Annotated in this window: 18 protein-coding genes and 1 pseudogene; 5 read left to right on the top strand and 14 right to left on the bottom strand. The window is 72.9% G+C overall.

Going from position 1 to position 17,431, the window contains the following annotated elements; translation table 11 throughout:
• Positions 1 to 64: 64 nt before the first annotated feature.
• The 3 genes from cobS to speB all read left to right on the top strand — a co-directional run bounded on the left by cobS (position 65) and on the right by speB (position 2,628).
• Positions 65 to 859, top strand: coding sequence for an adenosylcobinamide-GDP ribazoletransferase (gene cobS, locus DRV84_RS09750; protein ID WP_115979847.1), 795 nt, complete (start codon positions 65 to 67; stop codon positions 857 to 859).
• Positions 850 to 1,359, top strand: coding sequence for a histidine phosphatase family protein (locus DRV84_RS09745; RefSeq protein ID WP_115979845.1), 510 nt, complete (start codon positions 850 to 852; stop codon positions 1,357 to 1,359). Before cobS ends, DRV84_RS09745 begins: the two co-directional genes overlap by 10 nt.
• A 336-nt stretch (positions 1,360 to 1,695) precedes the next feature.
• Entirely contained in the window at positions 1,696 to 2,628 is a 933-nt protein-coding gene (gene speB / locus DRV84_RS09740; RefSeq protein WP_115979842.1) for an agmatinase, read from the top strand.
• A 52-nt stretch (positions 2,629 to 2,680) separates the two neighbouring features.
• On the opposite strand, the gene DRV84_RS09735 is transcribed toward speB, so the two are convergent.
• The 9 genes from DRV84_RS09735 to pyrC all read right to left on the bottom strand — a co-directional run bounded on the left by DRV84_RS09735 (position 2,681) and on the right by pyrC (position 12,157).
• A complete protein-coding gene (locus DRV84_RS09735) occupies positions 2,681 to 3,460 on the bottom strand; it encodes a nitrilase-related carbon-nitrogen hydrolase (protein WP_115979840.1) in 780 nt (259 codons plus the stop codon).
• Positions 3,457 to 4,257 (bottom strand): ABC transporter permease, encoded by an 801-nt coding sequence (locus DRV84_RS09730; protein ID WP_115979838.1) that lies wholly within the window; start codon positions 4,255 to 4,257, stop codon positions 3,457 to 3,459. The genes DRV84_RS09735 and DRV84_RS09730 overlap by 4 nt, the downstream gene beginning before the upstream one ends.
• On the bottom strand, positions 4,254 to 5,108 hold the full coding sequence (locus DRV84_RS09725) for an ABC transporter permease (RefSeq protein ID WP_115979835.1): 855 nt from the start codon (positions 5,106 to 5,108) through the stop codon (positions 4,254 to 4,256). Before DRV84_RS09725 ends, DRV84_RS09730 begins: the two co-directional genes overlap by 4 nt.
• Complete coding sequence (locus tag DRV84_RS09720) at positions 5,105 to 6,139, bottom strand: ABC transporter ATP-binding protein (protein ID WP_115979832.1); 1,035 nt, start codon at positions 6,137 to 6,139, stop codon at positions 5,105 to 5,107. The genes DRV84_RS09725 and DRV84_RS09720 overlap by 4 nt, the downstream gene beginning before the upstream one ends.
• A gap of 52 nt (positions 6,140 to 6,191) precedes the next feature.
• The gene (locus tag DRV84_RS09715; RefSeq protein WP_115979829.1) at positions 6,192 to 7,262 is read right to left on the bottom strand and encodes an ABC transporter substrate-binding protein; all 1,071 of its coding nucleotides are present in this window, start codon (positions 7,260 to 7,262) and stop codon (positions 6,192 to 6,194) included.
• 210 nt (positions 7,263 to 7,472) lie between these two features.
• A complete protein-coding gene (locus DRV84_RS09710; protein ID WP_115979826.1) occupies positions 7,473 to 8,273 on the bottom strand; it encodes a DUF1194 domain-containing protein in 801 nt (266 codons plus the stop codon).
• 419 nt (positions 8,274 to 8,692) lie between these two features.
• Entirely contained in the window at positions 8,693 to 10,183 is a 1,491-nt protein-coding gene (locus tag DRV84_RS09705) for a replicative DNA helicase (protein WP_115979823.1), read from the bottom strand.
• Positions 10,184 to 10,364: 181 nt separating this feature from the next.
• Entirely contained in the window at positions 10,365 to 11,039 is a 675-nt protein-coding gene (locus DRV84_RS09700; protein WP_115979821.1) for an orotate phosphoribosyltransferase, read from the bottom strand.
• Between the two features lie 77 nt (positions 11,040 to 11,116).
• Positions 11,117 to 12,157, bottom strand: a complete 1,041-nt coding sequence (gene pyrC, locus DRV84_RS09695; protein ID WP_115979818.1) for a dihydroorotase — start codon at positions 12,155 to 12,157, stop codon at positions 11,117 to 11,119.
• A 107-nt stretch (positions 12,158 to 12,264) separates the two neighbouring features.
• On the opposite strand from pyrC, the gene DRV84_RS09690 reads away from it, so the two are divergent.
• Positions 12,265 to 12,540 carry a hypothetical protein gene (locus tag DRV84_RS09690; protein WP_115979816.1) on the top strand — a complete coding sequence of 92 codons (276 nt, stop codon included), beginning with the start codon at positions 12,265 to 12,267 and terminating at the stop codon, positions 12,538 to 12,540.
• Here the strand turns inward: DRV84_RS09690 and DRV84_RS09685 are convergent.
• From DRV84_RS09685 to DRV84_RS16205, 5 genes and pseudogenes are all read right to left on the bottom strand, one after another.
• Positions 12,537 to 13,472 carry a phosphoadenosine phosphosulfate reductase gene (locus DRV84_RS09685; protein ID WP_115979813.1) on the bottom strand — a complete coding sequence of 312 codons (936 nt, stop codon included), beginning with the start codon at positions 13,470 to 13,472 and terminating at the stop codon, positions 12,537 to 12,539. The two genes, DRV84_RS09690 and DRV84_RS09685, sit on opposite strands and share 4 nt — an antisense overlap.
• Positions 13,473 to 13,556: 84 nt before the next feature.
• The gene (locus tag DRV84_RS09680) at positions 13,557 to 14,615 is read right to left on the bottom strand and encodes a glycosyltransferase family 2 protein (protein WP_115979811.1); all 1,059 of its coding nucleotides are present in this window, start codon (positions 14,613 to 14,615) and stop codon (positions 13,557 to 13,559) included.
• Positions 14,615 to 15,295, bottom strand: a complete 681-nt coding sequence (locus DRV84_RS09675) for an FkbM family methyltransferase (RefSeq protein WP_115979809.1) — start codon at positions 15,293 to 15,295, stop codon at positions 14,615 to 14,617. The genes DRV84_RS09680 and DRV84_RS09675 overlap by 1 nt, the downstream gene beginning before the upstream one ends.
• A 1-nt stretch (position 15,296) precedes the next feature.
• Positions 15,297 to 15,800, bottom strand: a complete 504-nt coding sequence (locus tag DRV84_RS16210) for a hypothetical protein (protein ID WP_338052701.1) — start codon at positions 15,798 to 15,800, stop codon at positions 15,297 to 15,299.
• 369 nt (positions 15,801 to 16,169) lie between these two features.
• A pseudogene (locus tag DRV84_RS16205) lies at positions 16,170 to 16,286 on the bottom strand (glycosyltransferase family 2 protein); the annotation flags it as partial.
• A 167-nt stretch (positions 16,287 to 16,453) separates the two neighbouring features.
• Between DRV84_RS16205 and DRV84_RS09665 the strand changes: the two are divergent.
• Positions 16,454 to 17,362, top strand: coding sequence for an AAA family ATPase (locus DRV84_RS09665; RefSeq protein WP_115979807.1), 909 nt, complete (start codon positions 16,454 to 16,456; stop codon positions 17,360 to 17,362).
• The last annotated feature ends 69 nt before the right edge of the window (positions 17,363 to 17,431 follow it).

The raw sequence follows: 17,431 nt of genomic DNA, 5'->3' as shown, positions 1-17,431 counted from the left end.
CGCCCCGCGTCAAGCCGAATCCGCCCGGCTTGCCGCGCCGCGCGCGCGGGGCTAAGGCCGGGTCATGACGCAGGACCCGACGCAGGAACCGCCCTTCGCCGGCTGGCGCGACGAGCTCGGGGTCTTCGCCCTCGCCGTGCAGTTTCTCACGCGGCTGCCGGTGCCGCGGTATCTTACCTTTTCCGAGGGGCGGCTTCTGCGCGCGACGCGGTATTACCCGGCCGTGGGGCTGATCGTCGGCGCGATCGGGGCGGCGGTGCTGCTCGGCGCGGCGCTGGCGCTGCCGTGGCCGGTCGCGGTGCTTTTGTCGGTGGCGGCGACGGTGGCGGCGACCGGGGCCTTTCACGAGGACGGGCTCGCCGACGCGGCCGACGGGCTGGGCGGCGGGCTGACGCGCGAGCGCGCGCTCGAGATCATGCGCGACAGCCGCGTGGGCACCTACGGGGTGCTCGCGCTGGGCCTCGTTCTGGCGCTCAAGGTGGCGGCGCTCGCCGCGCTCGCGCCGGGGCAGGCGGCGGCGCTGGTCCTTTGCGGGCACGCGATCAGCCGGTACGCCCCGGTGGCGGTGGTCGCGCGGGCCGATTACGCGCGCGAGCAGGGCGCGAAGTTCACCGCTCCCTCGGTCTCTCGTGCGGGCGAGCGCGTCGCGCTCGCCACGGCGGCGCTCGCTGCGCTCGCGCTGGCGCTCGCGCTTGGGCCCGGGGCGGCGCTCGCTGCGCTCGCGCTCGCTGCACTCCTCGCTGCGCTCCTCGCGCGGCGCTTTCTCGCCCGGCTCGGCGGCTACACCGGCGACTGCCTTGGCGCGACGCAGCAAGCGGCGGAGCTCGGCCTCTACCTCGGGGCGCTCGCATGGCTCTGACGCTCCTGCGCCACACGACGCCGGCGGTCGCGCCCGGCACCTGCTACGGGCGCACGGACCTCGCCCTCGCCGAGAGCTTCGAGGCGGAGGCCGAGGCGGCGCTCGCCCGTCTGCCCGAGGTCGCGCATGTCCTGACGAGCCCGCTCACCCGCTGCCGGCGTCTCGCCGAGCGGGTCGCGGCGGCGCGGGGCCTCATGGCCGAGGTCGTGCCGCTCTGGACGGAGATGGATTTCGGCCGCTGGGAGGGGCGTCCCTGGTCCGAGCTGCCACGGGACGAGCTCGACGCCTGGGCGGCGGATTTCTACCACGCGCGCCCGCACGGCGGCGAGAGCGTGGCCGACCTGCGCGACCGGGTGGCGGCGGCGCTGGAGCAGGTGCCCGAGGCGCCGACGCTCGTCGTCACCCACATGGGCGCGATCAAGGCGGCGCTGCATCTCAGCGGGCGCGCCGACGGGTGGGAGCACACGGTGCCCTTCGGCACGGCGGTGCCGCTGCCGTAGCGGAAACCGGACCGCCGACGCCACGGGTCCCGCTTCGGACGGCCTGGCGCCGCCGCGCAGGCGGGCGGCGCGTCGAGAGGCCGTCCCTGCATCACGGCACCGGCCGTGGGCGCGCGCGATATGCGGCCCCTTCGGCGAATGCGCGCGCGGCGTCCGACAACCGGCGCCATCCCGGGCGCGTGCGGCGCCAATCTGTGGGTGGTGTCTCTTCCACGAACTCGCCCGGGCGTTTATCGATGTCGCGATGCAGGACGCGATGACCCTCGCGGATCTGCGCGCCCGTCTCGCCGGGCAGATCCGCCCGCTCGCCCGCCTGATCGCCACGACGGAGGAGCCATGACCCGCTACAACCAGCCGCTCGGCGGCAACGCGATGCCCCGCTTCGGCGGCCCCGTCACCATGATGCGCCTGCCCGCGCAGGACACCGCCGGGGGACTCGACGCCTGTTTCGTCGGCATCCCGATGGACATCGGCACCTCGAACCGGCCCGGCACGCGGCTCGGCCCCCGCCAGATCCGGGACGAAAGCCGGATGCTGCGCCCCTACAACATGGCCACCCGCGCCGCGCCCTTCGAGCGGATGCAGGTGGCCGACATCGGCGACGTGCCCATCAACACCTTCGACCTGAAGAAATCCGTGGGCATCATCGCCGACCACTACCGCGGCATTCTCGCCCACGGCGCGGTGCCGCTGACGCTCGGCGGCGATCACACGCTGACCTGGCCGATCCTGCGCGCGATGAAGGACCGCCATGGCCCCGTCGCGCTGATCCATGTGGACGCGCATGCCGACGTCAACGAGGCGATGTTCGGCGAGGCGGAGGCGCACGGCACCCCCTTCCGCCGCGCGTGGGAGGAGGGCTGCCTGCTCAACGACCGCGTTTTCCAGATCGGGCTGCGCGGCACGGGCTACGCGGCGGAGGATTTCGACTGGGGCCGCGCGCAGGGCTGGACGGTCGTGCAGGCCGAGGAGCTCTGGTACCGCCCCGCGACGCCGCTGATGGAGCAGGTGCGCGAGACCGTGGGCGACGCGCCGGTGTATCTGAGCTTCGACATCGACAGCCTCGACCCGGCCTTCGCGCCCGGCACCGGCACGGTGGAGCCCGGCGGCCTTTCGACCTGGCAGGCGCTGGAGATCGTGCGCGGCTGCGCGGGGCTGAACCTCGTGGGCTGCGATCTGGTCGAGGTCTCGCCGCCCTACGATCCCTCGGGCAACACCGCGCTGATCGCCGCGAACCTCCTTTACGAGATGCTCTGCGTCCTGCCCTGACGCGCGTGCGCGCCCGCCTCCGGGCCGCCCGATGCCCGCGCGCGCCGGGCGGTCAGAGGCCGCGCAGCCCTGCCAGATCGTCGAGGTAGCTCGCCTCCGCCCGCTCCCGCGCGATGCGCGCGCGGTCCAGATCGGCCATGATCAACCCGCTCTCCTCGCCCGGCCCGGCCTGCGCCAGCGTCTCGCCGCGCGGGCCGGCGATGGTCGAAAGCCCGACGTAGGAGAGGCCCGGCTCCGCCCCCGCGCGGTTGCAGTAGCCGAGGAAGATCTGGTTCTCGAGCGCGCGCACCGGGATCACCTGCCGCGCGACCCGGTCGTGGGGCGCCATCAGCGCCGTGGGCGCCACGACGAGATCGACGCCCGCCCGCGCCTCGGCGCGGACGAGTTCGGGAAACTCCACGTCGTAGCAGATCAGCACGCCGACCCGCCAACGGCCCAGCCGGACCCGGCAGGGCGCCGCGCCGGCGAGGAAGGTCGCCTTTTCCCAGTCGCCGAAGAGCGCGCGCTTGTGGTAGCGGCCGAGCTCCGCGCCGTCGGGGCCGAAGACCACGGCCGCGTTGCGCAGCCCCTCGGGCCGGTCGAGGTGGGTACCCATCACGACGGCGAGGCCCGCGGCCCGCGCCGCCGCCCCCACCTGCGCAAGCGCCTCCTCCACGCCGGCGAGGCCGCCCGGCGCGAGGCCGGGGACGTGGTAGCCGGTCAGGAACCCCTCGGGAAAGACGAGCAGATCGGCGCCCCCTCGCGCCGCGGCATCGATCGCCTGCGCCGCCTCGGCGACCGTCGCGCCCAGATCGCCGGGCACGCCCGCCCCCTGTCGGAGCGCCAGCTTCATCGTTCCTCCACCCGGTCCGCGCCGAGCAGCCGCGGCAGGTTGCCGAAGCGCCCGATCAGGCCGAAGACCGCCACCGCGAGCGCCACGAAGAGCACCGCGACCACCGCCATGATCGGCGTGTAGCCGTAGCGCAGGCTGTTGAAGATCTTGATCGGCAGCGTCTCGACCGTGAAGCCCGCGACCATATAGGCGATGATGTACTCGTTGAGCGAGAGCACGAAGGCGAAGGCGTAGCCCGAGACGATGTAGGGCAGGAGCAGCGGCAGGATCACCGTGCGCAGCACCTGTCCCCGCGTCGCGCCCATGGTCCGCGCCGCCTCCACCAGCGCGGGGTCCATCGCGCCGAGCCCGAGCGACAGCGTCACCACCGGCAGCGTCACGAGAAATACTCCGTGCGAGACGATGGTCGCCGTCATCTGCCCGTACATGCCGATGGTGACCCAGAACACGAGGAACCCGAGCGCCGAGATCACCGGCGGCAGCATGAAGGGCGCGACGCCGAGCGTCGAGAGCGCCCGCGCCAGCCACCCCGACCGCGACCAGACATGCAGCGCGAGCGGCAGCGCCACCAGAACGGCGAGCGCGGCCGAGGCCGCGGCGATCACCAGCGAGTTCCGGAGCGGCACCAGCCAGTCGGAGGTGGTGAAGAGCGCCCCGTACCAGCGCAGCGAGGTCTCGGGCGGCGGGAAGAGCAGCGCTTGCTGGGCGTTGAGCGAGACGCCGGCGACCACGACGATCGGCGCCGCCAGCAGCGCGAGGATCGCCAGCACGTAGCCCGTGCGCACCGCGCCGTTCATGCCGCCCCCGCCCGGTCGCGCCCGAGGAGCAGCGTCAGCCCCACGAGCGCCAGCGACACGATCAGAAGCAGCACCGCCATCGCCGCCGCGAAGGGCAGGTTCGACTGAAAGATCGCCTGATCCGTGATGTGCACCGACAGCGTCCAGTGCGCCGGCTGCCCGAGCACCTGCGGCAACAGGTAGACCCCCAGCGTGAACACGAAGACGAGGATGCCCGCCCCCATCAGCGGCGCGCGCAGCATGGGCACGGTGACGGTCCAGAAGGCGCGCATCGGGCTCGCCCCCATGATCCGCGCCGCCTCGCCGAGTTCCGGGTCGAGGCGCGAGACCGGCGGATAGAGCACCAGCACCGCGTAGGGCAGCGCCAGATAGCAGAGCCCCGTCATCAGCGCGAAGAAGCTCGGCGTGTAGGCGCGCGACTCCGCGATCAGCCCGAGCCAGGCGAAGAAGTTGCCGATGCCCGCGGTCTTGGACAAAAGCGTCGAGAGCGAAAAGCCGATGATGACCTCCGAGAGCGAAAGCACCGCCAGCAGCGCCACCAGCACCAGCGTCTGCGCCCGCCGCCCCATCCGCGCTAGGATCACCGTGAAGGGAAAGGCGAGCGCCACGCAGATCGCCGCGGCCCCCGCCGAGAGCGCGACGGAGGTCAGGAGGATCTTGCCGAAGAAGGGCGTGAGAAAGCGCGCGTAGCTCGCGAGCTCGAAGCCCGGCTCGTAGAAGCCGCCGGGCACGCGGTGCGCGACGCTCACCCCCAGCATGATCGCGAAGGGCACGAGGAAAAAGACCGCGAGCCAGGCCGCCGGCAGCGCGGCGAGCCAGCCGGGCGTGGGTTTTTCGGACGGCGCGCTCATGCCGGCAGAACCACGCGCCCGCCCGGCGCGAAGGAAAGGCCGACCTCCTGCCCGACGGCGACCTCCGGCCGCGCGCCCGGGGCGTAGAGCGCCGTGATCTCGCGGTCGCCGTGGTCGATCATGACCTGCACGCTCTCGCCCAGATCGCGCACGAAGCTCACCCTGCCGGGCAGGCCGTCCTCGGCGATGCGGACGTCCTCGGGCCGGACCGAGAGCATCGCCGCCCCCGGGCGCGCCTTCACCCGGTCGGCGGGGTCGAGCGCGATGCGGTGGCCCGAGACGGCGATCTCGCCCTCGCCGAGCTCGCAGGGCAGAAGGTTCGAGGTGCCGATGAAGCCCGCGACGAAGGCGTTGGCCGGGTCGCGGTATACCTCCATCGGCGGGCCCACCTGCTGCACACGGCCCTGATCCATGACGATGACGATGTCGGCCATGGTCAGCGCCTCCTTCTGGTCGTGGGTGACGACCACGGTGGTGACGCCGAGGCGCTGCTGAAGCTGGCGGAGCTCGACCTGCATGTGCTCGCGCAGGTTGGCGTCGAGCGCCGAGAGCGGCTCGTCGAGCAGGAAGAGCCGCGGCGCGATGGCCAGCCCGCGCGCGATCGCCACGCGCTGGCGCTGCCCGCCCGACAGCTGGTGAATGCGCCGCCCGCCCATCCCCTCGAGCTGAACGAGCGCGAGAAGCTCCTCGGCCCGGGCGCGGCACTCGGCTTTGGGTCGGCCGCGGATCGAGAGCGGATAGGCCACGTTCTCGGCCACCGTCAGATGCGGGAAGAGCGCGAGCGACTGGAAGACCATGCCGAAGCGGCGCGCGTGCGCCGGCGTCTCGGTCACGTCCTCGCCGGCCACGAGAAGCCGCCCGGCGCTCGGCGTCTCGAGCCCGGCGAGCAGGCGCAACAGCGTGGTCTTGCCGCAACCCGAGGGGCCGAGCAGGCAGACGAAGCTGCCGTCCGGGATCTCGAGCGAGACGTCGTCCACGGCCGCGACGTCGCCGAAGCGCTTGCTCAGCCCCTGTAGCGATAGATCGGTCATGTGCGTGCCCTGTCGGGCGCCGGCCCCGGAGGGCCGGCGCGGTGTCGCGGTCTCAGCCGGTGACGATCTCCGTCCACTTCTGGTTCACCCAGTCGCCGCGGTCGATGTAGAGGTCGTACTGCGGCAGGATCGGCGCGATGTCCGACGACACCGCGGCGAACTCCGCGTCCGTCAGATCGGTGAGCTCGCGCGGGACCGTGGGCGCGGTGCCGACGAAGCGGGCGAGCTTGGCCTGCACCTCGGGCTGCGCCATGTAGTCGATGAAGACCTGGCTCGGTTCCAGCATCTCCGAGGCGCGCGAGACGACCCAGCTGCCGGAATCGAGCACCGCGCCCTCCTGCGGGAAGGTCGAGCGCACCGGCTTGCCGTCCGCCGCGGCGAGGCCCGTGACGTCGTGGTAGTACTGCCCCATCGGGATCTCGCCGGTCTCCAGCGCCTGCTGGAACTGGCCCTCGTCGCGGTACCAGAGGCGGACGTTGGGTTTCACTTCGGCGAGTTTCTCCATGACCTCGAGGATGCCCTCCTCGGTGGCGAGGATCTCCTTGCCGCCGAAGTGCACCGTCGCCGTGACCTCGAGCAGGAAGGAGTTCGACGCCAGCGCCAGGAGCCCCAGCCGGTTCTCGTTCGCCGGGTCCCAGAGCTCGGCCCAGCTGTCGGGCGCCTCCGGGTAGACGTCGGTGTTGGTCACGAGCGTGATGAACCAGCTCACCGCGCCGGTGCCGTAGGTGCGCCCGTCGTCGTAGGCGTGGACGAAGTGCTCCGGCAGGTTGCCGAGGTTCTCCATCGCGCCGGTGTCGAGCCCGGCCCAGAGGCCCGCGCGCTCGCCGCGGATGCGCGGCACCTGCGCCATCATCGAGACGTCGGCCGGCGCCTGCCCGGCGCGCGCCGCCTGCTGAAGCTGCACGAGCCACGCCTCGCCCGTGGGCTCGGGGATGGATTCGACCTCGATGCCCGTGGCGGCGGTGAAGTCGGGATAGATGTGCTCGCGGAAGCTTTCCTCGAAATAGCCGCCGTAGGTGCCGATCTTGAGCGGCCCGGACTGCGCGCGCAGCACCGAGGGCGCCGCGAGCGTGCCGAGCGCGGCGGCCCCGGTGGAGGCGAGGAACGTGCGTCTTCTTATCATGTCGTGTCTCCCTGTCGTGCGGATGTGCCGCGACAGGCATGATACGCCCCGCGCCGCGAGGCAAGATGCCCTGTCGGGGTTTCTTTGCGCGGGCCGCGCGCTGCACATCTCCTGAGCGGGGGCCGGGCGCCCCCGATGCGGCATCTCGTGCCGGGGAGGAGGGGCGCGCCCGCAGACGAATCGCGATGCGCTGGGCGGCGCCGCGGCGCCTCAGGGATCGCCCCAGGTCCGGCGGTAGCGGTCCCACGTCTTTTCGCCGACGAGGCAGTCGACGCGCGGCGCCCCCGGCGCCTCGGCCTGCCAGAGGCGCGCGGGCGGGCCCGCGATCTCGAGGACCAGCTTGCGCGTCACCGCCTCGGGGAAGGCGGCCCAGCCGCGGACGGGCACGACGAAGGCGCCCGGGCCGCCGACGACGCAGTCCTCGTAGTAGATGTCGAGATCCGCGATGTCCCAGATGGCGAGCTCGTCCTCGGGCGTCATCAGGGGCAGGCCGTTGATGGTGATGCCCTCGGCCACCACCGCGTCGCGCGCGGCGGCGACCGGACCGCCCTGATTGTTCGGCCCGTCGCCCGAGATGTCGATCACCCGCCGCAGCCCGTGAAAGCCGTTGTCCTCGAAGCTCTCGGCCGCATGGAAGAGCGCGCCCGAGATCGAGGTGCGCCGCATCCCCGGCGCGGTGCGCTCGCCGATGCGCGCGGCGAAGCGGGCGGCGTCCTCGGCCCCTTCGATCAGGGTCCAGTCCACGACGCTGCGCTGCGCGGCGGCGCCGGCCCATTCGACGTAGCTCAGTGCGACGCGCCCGATCATGCCGGAGGTGATCGCGGCGACCACCTCGTCGGAGGTGAGCGCCGCCGCGTAGCCGCGCCGCTGCGTCTCGAGCTCGTCGGGCGACATGGAGCGCGAGACGTCCACCGCGAGCACGAGCTCGAGATCGACCTCCAGCCCGTCGGGCTCCCAGGCCGGCGCGGCGAGGGGCAGCAGGGCGAGGCAGGCGGCGAAGCAGGCGCGCATAGGGTCATTACGCAGGGGAAGGTGCGCCCTGTCCAGTCACAAGGCCGGGAGCGGCGGCATCGCCGTTGCCCGATGCGCGCCTGCGCCGGGGGAGCGCGCGACCTTCCGGCGCACCGGGCGACCCGAGGCCCGGCGGTCGCATCCCGCGGCGCCGGTCCGGGGCGTGCGCGGCGCGGCATATCCCCGAACCTGCGGCGATGCGGGGAGGCCGTGCCCCGCCGCGCGCTCGGAGACTCGAAGAGGGAAGGGGGGAGCGCGATCGACCCGCCGGGACTGTCCCCGCGGGCGAGGTGCGCCGTCGCGCCCGCGCCGAGGCGCCGGGCCGGTCTGACGCCCCCGGCCCGGAGGCCGACGCGGCAGCCTGCCCGACAGGTGTCAGGTCCGTGGCAGCGCCGCCTTCCGACCCCAGGGCCGCCGGATCAGAACCCGCCGCCCTCCTGCTGCCAGGGCTTGGCGAGGTTGCCGAAGCGGGTGAACTTGCCCTCGAAGCTGAGCTCGACCGAGCCGATGGGGCCGTGGCGCTGCTTGCCGATGATGACCTCGGCGCGGCCGTGGAGCTTCTCCATCTCCTCCTGCCACTTGGCCATCGCGTCGAGGTCGTGGTCGCCCGGCTTTTCGCGCTCCTTGTAGTATTCCTCGCGGAAGACGAACATCACCACGTCGGCGTCCTGCTCGATCGAGCCCGATTCGCGCAGGTCGGCGAGCTGCGGGCGTTTGTCCTCGCGGCTTTCGACCTGCCGCGAAAGCTGGCTGAGCGCGATCACGGGCACGTCGAGTTCCTTGGCGATGGCCTTCAGGCCTTGCGTGATCTCGCTCACCTCGTTGACGCGGCTGTCCTTCGCCGCGCCCGGGCGGACCAGTTGCAGGTAGTCCACCATGATGAGATCGAGCCCGTACGTCCGCTTCAGCCGCCGCGCCCGCGCGGCGAGCTGCGCGATGGGCAGCGCCGGGGTGTCGTCGATGTAGAGCGGGCAGGCCTCGAGCTCGCGCGCGGCGGCGGCGAAGCGCTGGAACTCCTCCTCGGTCAGGTCGCCCTTGCGCACCCGTTCCGAGGGGATCTCGGAGGCGTCCGAGAGCACGCGGGTGGCGAGCTGTTCGGCGCTCATCTCGAGGCTGAAGAAGCCGACCGCGCCGCCCTCGACCGCGCCCTCGCTCCCGTCGGAGAGCGTGCCGCGCTTGTAGGCGCGCGCGACGTTGAAGGCGACGTTGGTGGCGAGCGACGTCTTGCCCATCGAGGGGCGCCCGGCGAGGATCAGCAGGTCGGACTTGTGCAGGCCGCCGAGCTTCGCGTCGAGGTCCATGAGCCCGGTGGAGATGCCGGCTAGCTGCCCCTTGCGCTTGTGCGCGGCCACCGCGACCTGCACCGCCTCGAGCGAGGCGTTGAGGAAGGACTTGAAGCCGCTGTCGGACTTGCCCTGCTCGGCGAGGCGGTAGAGCGCCTGCTCGGCCTCGACGATCTGCTCGCGCGGCTCGCTGTCGACCTCCATCTTGGCGGCCCGGGCCGAGATGTCGCGCCCGAGCCCGATCAGCTCGCGCCGGATGGCGAGGTCGTAGATGAGCTGCGCGTAGTCCTTCGCCGCGTAGCCCGCGATCGCCGCGCCCGCGAGCCGGGCGAGATAGGCCGGCCCGCCGAGCGCCTCGAGCCCCTCGTCGCCCTCCATGAAGGTCTTGAGCGTGACCGGCGTTGCCAGCGCATTCTTTGAGATGCGCGCCGCCGCGATCTCGAAGATGCGGGCGTGCACCGGATCGTAGAAATGCTGCGGGCCGACGACCGCCGCGACGCGGTCGAAGATGTCGTTGTTGGTCAGGATCGCGCCGAGAAGCTGCTGCTCGGCCTCGACCGAATGCGGCATCGTCTCCGGGGCGTCGATCTCCGCCCCGGCCGGGTTGAACCCCGCGAGCTGATTCATGGCTGGCCCCCTCGTCCTGATGCGGACCGGATAGCCCCGACCGTCCGATCAGGGCAAACTGTATAAGCTGTGGACAGCCTGTGGACGCTTTGCCCGCGCCGATCTTGCGGCGTGTCCCGGCGTGGCGTCAACATCTGGCGTCGCGCGGAGCGGACTGTGCCGCGCGGGACACACCCGCGCCTCAGCCGCCGCGCGCCGCCTGCCAGGCCTGCGGCGCGTCGAGGAAGGCCGCCACCTCGTCGAGCGTCCCGGCGGGAAACGCCGCCTGCGCGCGGGCTTCGGCGAGCACGTCGCGCCAGGTCGTCAGCGACAGGAGCCGCACGCCGGCCTCTGCCAGCTTTGCCTCGCCCTCGGGAAAGATGCCGTAGGCGAAGATCACCGCGGTGTAGGCGCATTCGCCCCCCGCCTCGCGAATCGCCTCGACGAAGGAGAGCTTGGAGCCGCCGTCGGTCGCCAGATCCTCGACCAGCAGCACCCGGTCGCCCTCGTTCACCACGCCCTCGATCCGCGCGTTGCGCCCGTAGCCCTTCGGCTTCTTGCGGATGTAGGCCATAGGCAGGCCGAGCCGCTCGGCGATCAGCGCGGCGAAGGGGATGCCCGCCGTCTCGCCGCCCGCGACGACGTCGAAGCGCTCGAACCCGGCCTCGCGCAGGACCGTGGCGGCGAGGTAATCCATCAGCGCGGTGCGCACCCGCGGGAAGCCGATGAGCCGGCGGCAGTCGATGTAGGTGGGCGAGGGCTTGCCGGAGGCCAGCGTGAAGGGCGCTTCGGCGTTGAAATGCACCGCCTCCACCTCCAGCAGCATGCGGGCGGCGAGGCGGGCGATCTCCTCGGGCGGGGGCGCGGTGGTGATCATCGGGGTCTCCTCGAAGGGCTCGGTCCGCCCTCGCGGGCGTCCTCGCAGCGAGGACGCCCGGCAGGGCGGACGCGCGGTCAGGCGCGGAGGCGCCAGTGCAGGGGAAAGCCGGGGTCGAAGACGGTGACCGGGCCGTCGCCCGTCTCGACGCGGGCGGGCGGGACGGTGGCCTCGCCCTTCTCGAGCGTCACCGTCTCCTCGTTCACGGGCAGCCCGTAGAAGGCCGGGCCGTGGCGGGAGGTGAAGCCCTCGAGCCGGTCGAGCGCGCCCTCGGCCTCGAAGACCTCGGCCAGCACCGGCAGCGCCACCGGCGCCGTGAAGATGCCCGCGCAGCCGCAGGCGGTCTCCTTCTCGGCGTCGACGTGGGGCGCGCTGTCGGTGCCGAGGAAGAAGCGCGGATCGCCCGAGACCGCCGCCTCGCGCAGGGCCTGACGGTGCGTCTCGCGCTTGGCCACGGGCAGGCAGTAGTAATGCGGGCGGATACCCCCGGCGAGCAGGTGATTCCGGTTGATGACGAGATGGTGCACCGTGATCGTCGCGCCGAGATCGCGCTCGGCGCTCTTGACGTAGGTGACGGCGTCGGCGGTGGTCACGTGTTCCATCACCACGCGCAGCCCCGGCGTCGCGCGGCGCATCGGGTCGAGCACCCGCTCGATGAAGACGGCCTCCCGGTCGAAGATGTCGATGTCGGGGTCCGTCACCTCCCCGTGCACGCAGAGCGGCACGCCGGCCTCGGCCATGCGCTCCAGCACGCCGCGCACGCGGCCGAAGTCGCGCACGCCCGAGGCCGAGTTCGTCGTCGCGCCGGCGGGGTAGAGCTTCACCGCCGTCACGAGCCCCTCGGCATGGGCGCGCACCACGTCCTCCGGGTCCGTCTCCTCGGTCAGGTAGAGCGTCATCAGCGGCGTGAAGCGCGCGCCCTCGGGCAGCGCGGCGCGGATGCGGTCGCGGTAGGCGGCGGCCTGCGCCCCGGTCACCACCGGCGGCACGAGGTTGGGCATCACGATGGCCCGGGCGAAGGCCTGCGCGCTCGCCGGCAGAACGCCCGCGAGCGTCGCGCCGTCGCGCAGGTGCAGGTGCCAGTCGTCGGGGCGGCGGATCTCGAGTGTCGTCGTCATGGCCCCGCGCTTATCCCATCCCCGCGCGGCGCGCCAGCGCGACGGACGATTGCCCGCGCCGGGCGCATGCGGCAGACAGCGCGCGCCGAGCGAAGGGAGGGAGCCCCATGCTCTTCACGCTGATCGTCGCGGCGGCTGCGGGGGCCGCCACCCCTTACATCGAGGACCGGGTCACCGAGGCGATGGCCCGCGCGCTGGGCGAGGCGCGGATGCCCGACGCCGCCGGGCGGCGCGTCGCGGCCTTCGCCGCGGCGCTCTTCGCGGCCTCGGTGCTTTTGGTGCTGGTGATGGACGAGGTCTCGCCGGTGCTCGTCGTCCTCGGCGGCGCGATCGGCGTTTTCCAGAACGAGCTCCGCGGCGCGGTCGCCGACCGGCGGCGCTAGACCGTCTCGCCGAGCATCTCCTCCAGCCGCTCCATCCGCCGCGCGAAGCGCGGGGCGTCGCGCCGCGCCGTGACGGTGCGGCAGAGCCGCCAGGCGAGTTTCAGGCGCCCCCGCTCCTCCGCCCGCGCCAGCAGCCGGCGCAGGTAGGGCATGTGATCGCGCCGCGCGCGCAGGTGCTCGTAGAAGAGCTCTCGGTCGAGCACGCTGTCGCCGGCGGCGGCGAGCAACGGCTCGAGAACGCCCATGCCGATCAGGTCGCCCTGGATCGCGCCGCCCATGTTGCGCAGGCGCAGCCGGATCACGTTGTCACCCTGAAAGAGCGCGGCGTGCATCGCGTCGAGCGGCTCGTGCGGGTCGTAGATCAGGAACATCTCGATTGCCGCCTCGACCATCGCGGGCGCGTAGCCGTAGCGCGATCTGAAATCGGTGCGCCGCATCTCGGTGAAGCGGTCGTCCCATTCCGCGCGGTCCGGGTCGAGCGTCGCCTGCGGCTGCACGGCGATCACGCTCGCCCCCGGCGCGGCGACCGAATAGGCGGCGGCGGCGTAGCCGCAGGGCCCCGCGCCGTAGAAGACGACGCGCTCGAAATCCTCGAAGAAGGCCTCGTCCACCAGCCGGTCGACGTAGGCGTAGACCTCCGGATCGCGGAACCACGTGTCGCCCTGCGCCATCAGGCAGAGGTGCGACCAGCCGTGATCGCGCACCATCTGCCAGCCGAGCGGTTCCTCGCGCGCCGAGAGCGCGCGCGTGCCGTCCACCGTCTCGAATGTGACGAGCAGCGTCTCGCCATGGTCGATGTAGCTCGCAAGGTGGCGCGCGCCGAGCACGTCGAAATGACCGTTCTCGACGGTGATTTCGGCCAGCCGGTCCAGCCACTCGGCCCGCTCCAGTCCGGTCAGGGGGTGCGAGTCGAGGTCGGGGGCGTCCTGCATCCCTTGTCTCCGTTCGGGCGGTCCGTGGCGCGCTGCCGCGTCGATAGTAACGCATTTGGGCGAAATTGCGCGGGAAACCGCCTCTTAGTGTGGCGCCCCGCCCGCACGGTCGCGCGCGCGCCGGGCGTGGGTCATGAGCCGCTGCGCCAGCGCGCGCGGCACCGGCCGGGAGGGCGGCGCGGCGATCAGCCGGCCCATGAGGTCGCGGAAGCGGTCCTCCTCCATCAGCGCGGCGAAGCGCGCGTGGCGCCAGGCGACCGCCTCGGCGTGCAGCGCCGCAAGGCGCGGGTCCGCCGCGAGCTCCGCGCGGATCGCCGCCGCGGCCGGGGCGAGGGCGGCGATGCTGGTGTCCTCCTCGGCGCAGAGGTTGCGCTCCACCCAGTAGTCGAGGCCGAGCCGATCCTCGGCGTGCACCGCGCGGCCCCGGTCGGCCTTGAGCACGAAGCTCTCCATCGCGCCGAGGGGATAGTGGTTGAGCTGCGCGAGGCCGAAGTTGGCCCGCCCGAAATCGGAAAAGACCCGCCGCGTCCGGAAGGTCTCGGGCAGCTCGCGCCCGTGCCCGTCGAACCAGCGCGCGGCCGCGACGCGCTCCGGGTCGGGCGCGCGGGGCCGGTGGACGCCGGGTTTCGCGTAGGTGCCGTCGTTGCGGTAGAGCGTCTTGAACATCGCCGCGCGCCACGGCCACCAGATCACCTCGGGCGCGGCGCGGGTGAACTGCTCGGTCACCGGGCGGTCCTTGTAGCCGACCACGCCGCAGTTGCCGAAGAGCCGCCAGGTGAGCGTGATCGCCGTGGCCTCGGGCAGCGCGGCGATGAGCGCCGGCAGCGTCCGGTCGCCGGCGTGGATGTTCACGAACTCGTCGATGTCGAGCGGCAGGATCCAGTCCGCCGCGCGGGTGATCGGCAGGCCGGCCGCCCGGTTCAGCGCGGTGAACTGCACGCCTTGCGCGGCGTGGGGCGGCGGGTTGCGGTGATGCTCCACCCAGCCGAGGTCCGCCAGCCGGTCGAGCAGGGCGTCGGTCCCGTCCTGGCAGTCGTTCGAGAAAACGAGAAAATCGGTGACCCCCGCCGCGCGGTGATGCGCCAGCCAGTCGAGCAGGAACGCCCCCTCGTTGCGCACGGTCAGGATGGCGAGAATGCGCATCACCAGCCCCGGCGGAAGGCGACGGTCTTGCGCTCCGAGGCGCGGGGGAAACAGGTGAGCCCGGCGCGCTGCATCGCGTCGAAGACCGCCTGCACGCCCGCCTGTCCGATCCACTGCGGATGAAGCTCCACCACCGCCGCGCGCAGCCCGGACCAGTCGGCCGCCGGCAGGAGCTCCGCCTCCGCCCCTTCGATGTCGCAGACGAGGACGTCGGGCCGCACCTCCGCCAGCACGTCGCCCACCGCGCGCACCGGCACCGCGACCGTCTCCACCACGCCGCCCGCGGCGTCGCGGTCGAGCGAGGAGGCGAGGAAATCCTCGCGGATGTGGAAGGGTCGCGGCGGCCCGGCTTCCGCGGCCAGAAGCGCGTTCTCGACGGTGGCGGTCGTCACGCCGTTGGCGCGGTGGACCTCCGCGATGAATGGCAGGAGCGCCGGGTTCGCCTCGAAGGCGGTGATCGCGGCGGCCTGCGTCTGCGTGGCGATCAGGGCCGAGATGTCGCCGATCCCGGCGCCCAGCTCGAGCACCCGGTCGCCCGGGCGCACAATGCGCAGCACCGCGTCGCTTTCCTTGCGCTCGTAGGTGCCCGCGCGCAGGTTGCGCCGCGCCCGCCCCCTCACGACGCGCCCGTTCTTCGGGATCCGCACCCCGCGCGAGGTGAGGGTCTCGGTCCCCGCCATCTCAGCTCTCCGTGTCGAGGGCGAGCGACCAGGCCGCGCGCTCCGCGCCGGTCAGCCGCGTCGCCAGCGCCTGCTCGTGGAGCGCGCGGAACTCCGGCGTCGCGCGCAGCGCGGCCGCACGCTCGCGGTGCCAGGCGAGGCCAGCGGCGTGAAGCCGCGCCACCTCCGGATCGGCCATCAGCCGCCCCGCTTCGGCGCGCAGCCGCGGCAGGTTGCGCTGGATCGTCAGGTCGGTCGCGTCGGACCAGTCCATGCGGATCCAGTCGTTGAGCCCGATCTGCCGGTCCACGTGCAGCGCGCGCCCGCGCTGGCGCTTGACGAGGAAGCTCTCGGCCGAGCGCAGCGCGGAGTGGTCGAGCTGCAGGAGGTCGTAGCCCACGCTGCGCTGCGAGCTGCGCCAGCCGCTCTGCGCGACCTCCGCCGTGATGTCCGCGCCCGAGCCGTTGACCCGGCACACGCGGTCCTCGACCCCGGGCGCGCGCTTGTCGGGCCTGTGGCAGGACATCCGCCCATAGGCGCCGATGTCGCGGAACAGCGTCTTGAAGCCCCGGCCCGTGTGCGGCTTGGGGCAGAAGCGTGGCGGGTGACCTGCTCGATCACGAAGCGATCCTCCAGCCGCGCGACGCCCGAGCGCCCGAAGAGCCGCCAGGTCATGGCGACGTTGGTCGCCTCCGGCCCGCGCGCGAGAAAGGCGTCGAGCGTGCCGTCGCCGCAGCGCACGTTCACGAACTCGTCGACGTCGATGTGCATGAGCCACGCCGCGTCGCGCCCGACCGGCTCCGCGCGCGTGGTCGAGCCCGTGCTGCTGCGGCGCGTCGCCCTGCCACGCGCCCTCGGTCCGGTGGCGGACCACGCCCGGCGCGGCGGTGCCGTCCTCGCAGTCGTTGGTGCAGATCAGGACGTCGTCCACCCCGATCGCGCGGTGGTGGGCGACCCACTCGATCAGGCAAGGCCCCTCGGTCCTGACGCAGGTCACCGCGGCTACGCGCATCTCGCCCCTCTCGCGTGGCTCGTCCGGCCGGGCGATGCCCGGCCTGCTCGCCGCGCCTCGCAGCCGATCGTGGCCGAATCATGACGAGCGCGGGGCGCGCGGTCAACGCGGCGCGCTTGACCCGGCGCCCGCCCGCGTGCCCTTCTCCCGGGCGGAGGAGGACCCGCATGACCACACCCGGCTCGATCGACGACGTTCAGGACCTGCTCGCGGGGGAGGGCTACGTCTGCGGCCGCGCCCTCGCCACGGTGGTCTTTCTCGGCCAGCGCCTCGGCCGGCCGCTCTTCCTCGAGGGGGAGGCCGGCGTCGGCAAGACCGAGATCGCCAAGGCGCTCGCCGCCGGGCTCGGCCGGCGGCTGATCCGCCTGCAATGCTACGAGGGGCTCGACGCCGCCTCCGCGGTCTACGAGTGGAACTTCCCCGCGCAGATGGTCGCCATCCGCACCGCCGAGGCGGTGGAGGGCACCGACCGCGCCGCGCTCACCGACGAGCTCTTTTCGGATCGCTTCCTGATCCGCCGCCCGCTGCTCGAGGCGATGTCGCCGCAGGACGGCGGCGCGCCCGTGCTCCTGATCGACGAGCTCGACCGCACCGACGCCCCCTTCGAGGCCTTCCTGCTCGAGGCGCTCTCGGATTTCCAGGTGACGATCCCCGAAATCGGCACCATCCGCGCGCCCGAACCGCCGATCGTCGTGCTCACCTCCAACCGCACGCGCGAGGTGCACGACGCGCTCAAGCGCCGCTGCCTCTACCACTGGGTCGACTATCCGGATTTCGACCGCGAGATGGCGATCCTCGAGGCCCGCGTGCCCGAGGCCGCCGCGGCGCTCTCGCGCGAGGTGGTGGCCTTCGTGCAGCGCCTGCGCACCGAGGATCTCTTCAAGGCGCCCGGCGTGGCGGAGACGATCGACTGGGCGAAGTGCCTCCTCGCACTCGACGTGATCGCGCTCTCGCCGCAGGTGATAGCCGACACGCTCGGCGCGCTCCTCAAGTATCAGGACGACATCGCCCGCCTTCAGGGTTCCGAGGCCGCCCGCCTGCTCGAGGAGGCGCGCGCCGAGGCCGCCCCGGCATGAGCCCCGCGCGCCGCCCCGTGCGCCCGCCGCGCCGGCGCGCGACCGGCGGCCGCGCTCCCGCCACCGGCG

This window comes from Rhodosalinus sediminis, from assembly GCF_003385555.1.
Lineage (GTDB): Bacteria > Pseudomonadota > Alphaproteobacteria > Rhodobacterales > Rhodobacteraceae > Rhodosalinus > Rhodosalinus sediminis.
Note: the sequence above shows the minus strand (reverse complement) of the source record. Positions and strands in the feature narration are given on the sequence as shown.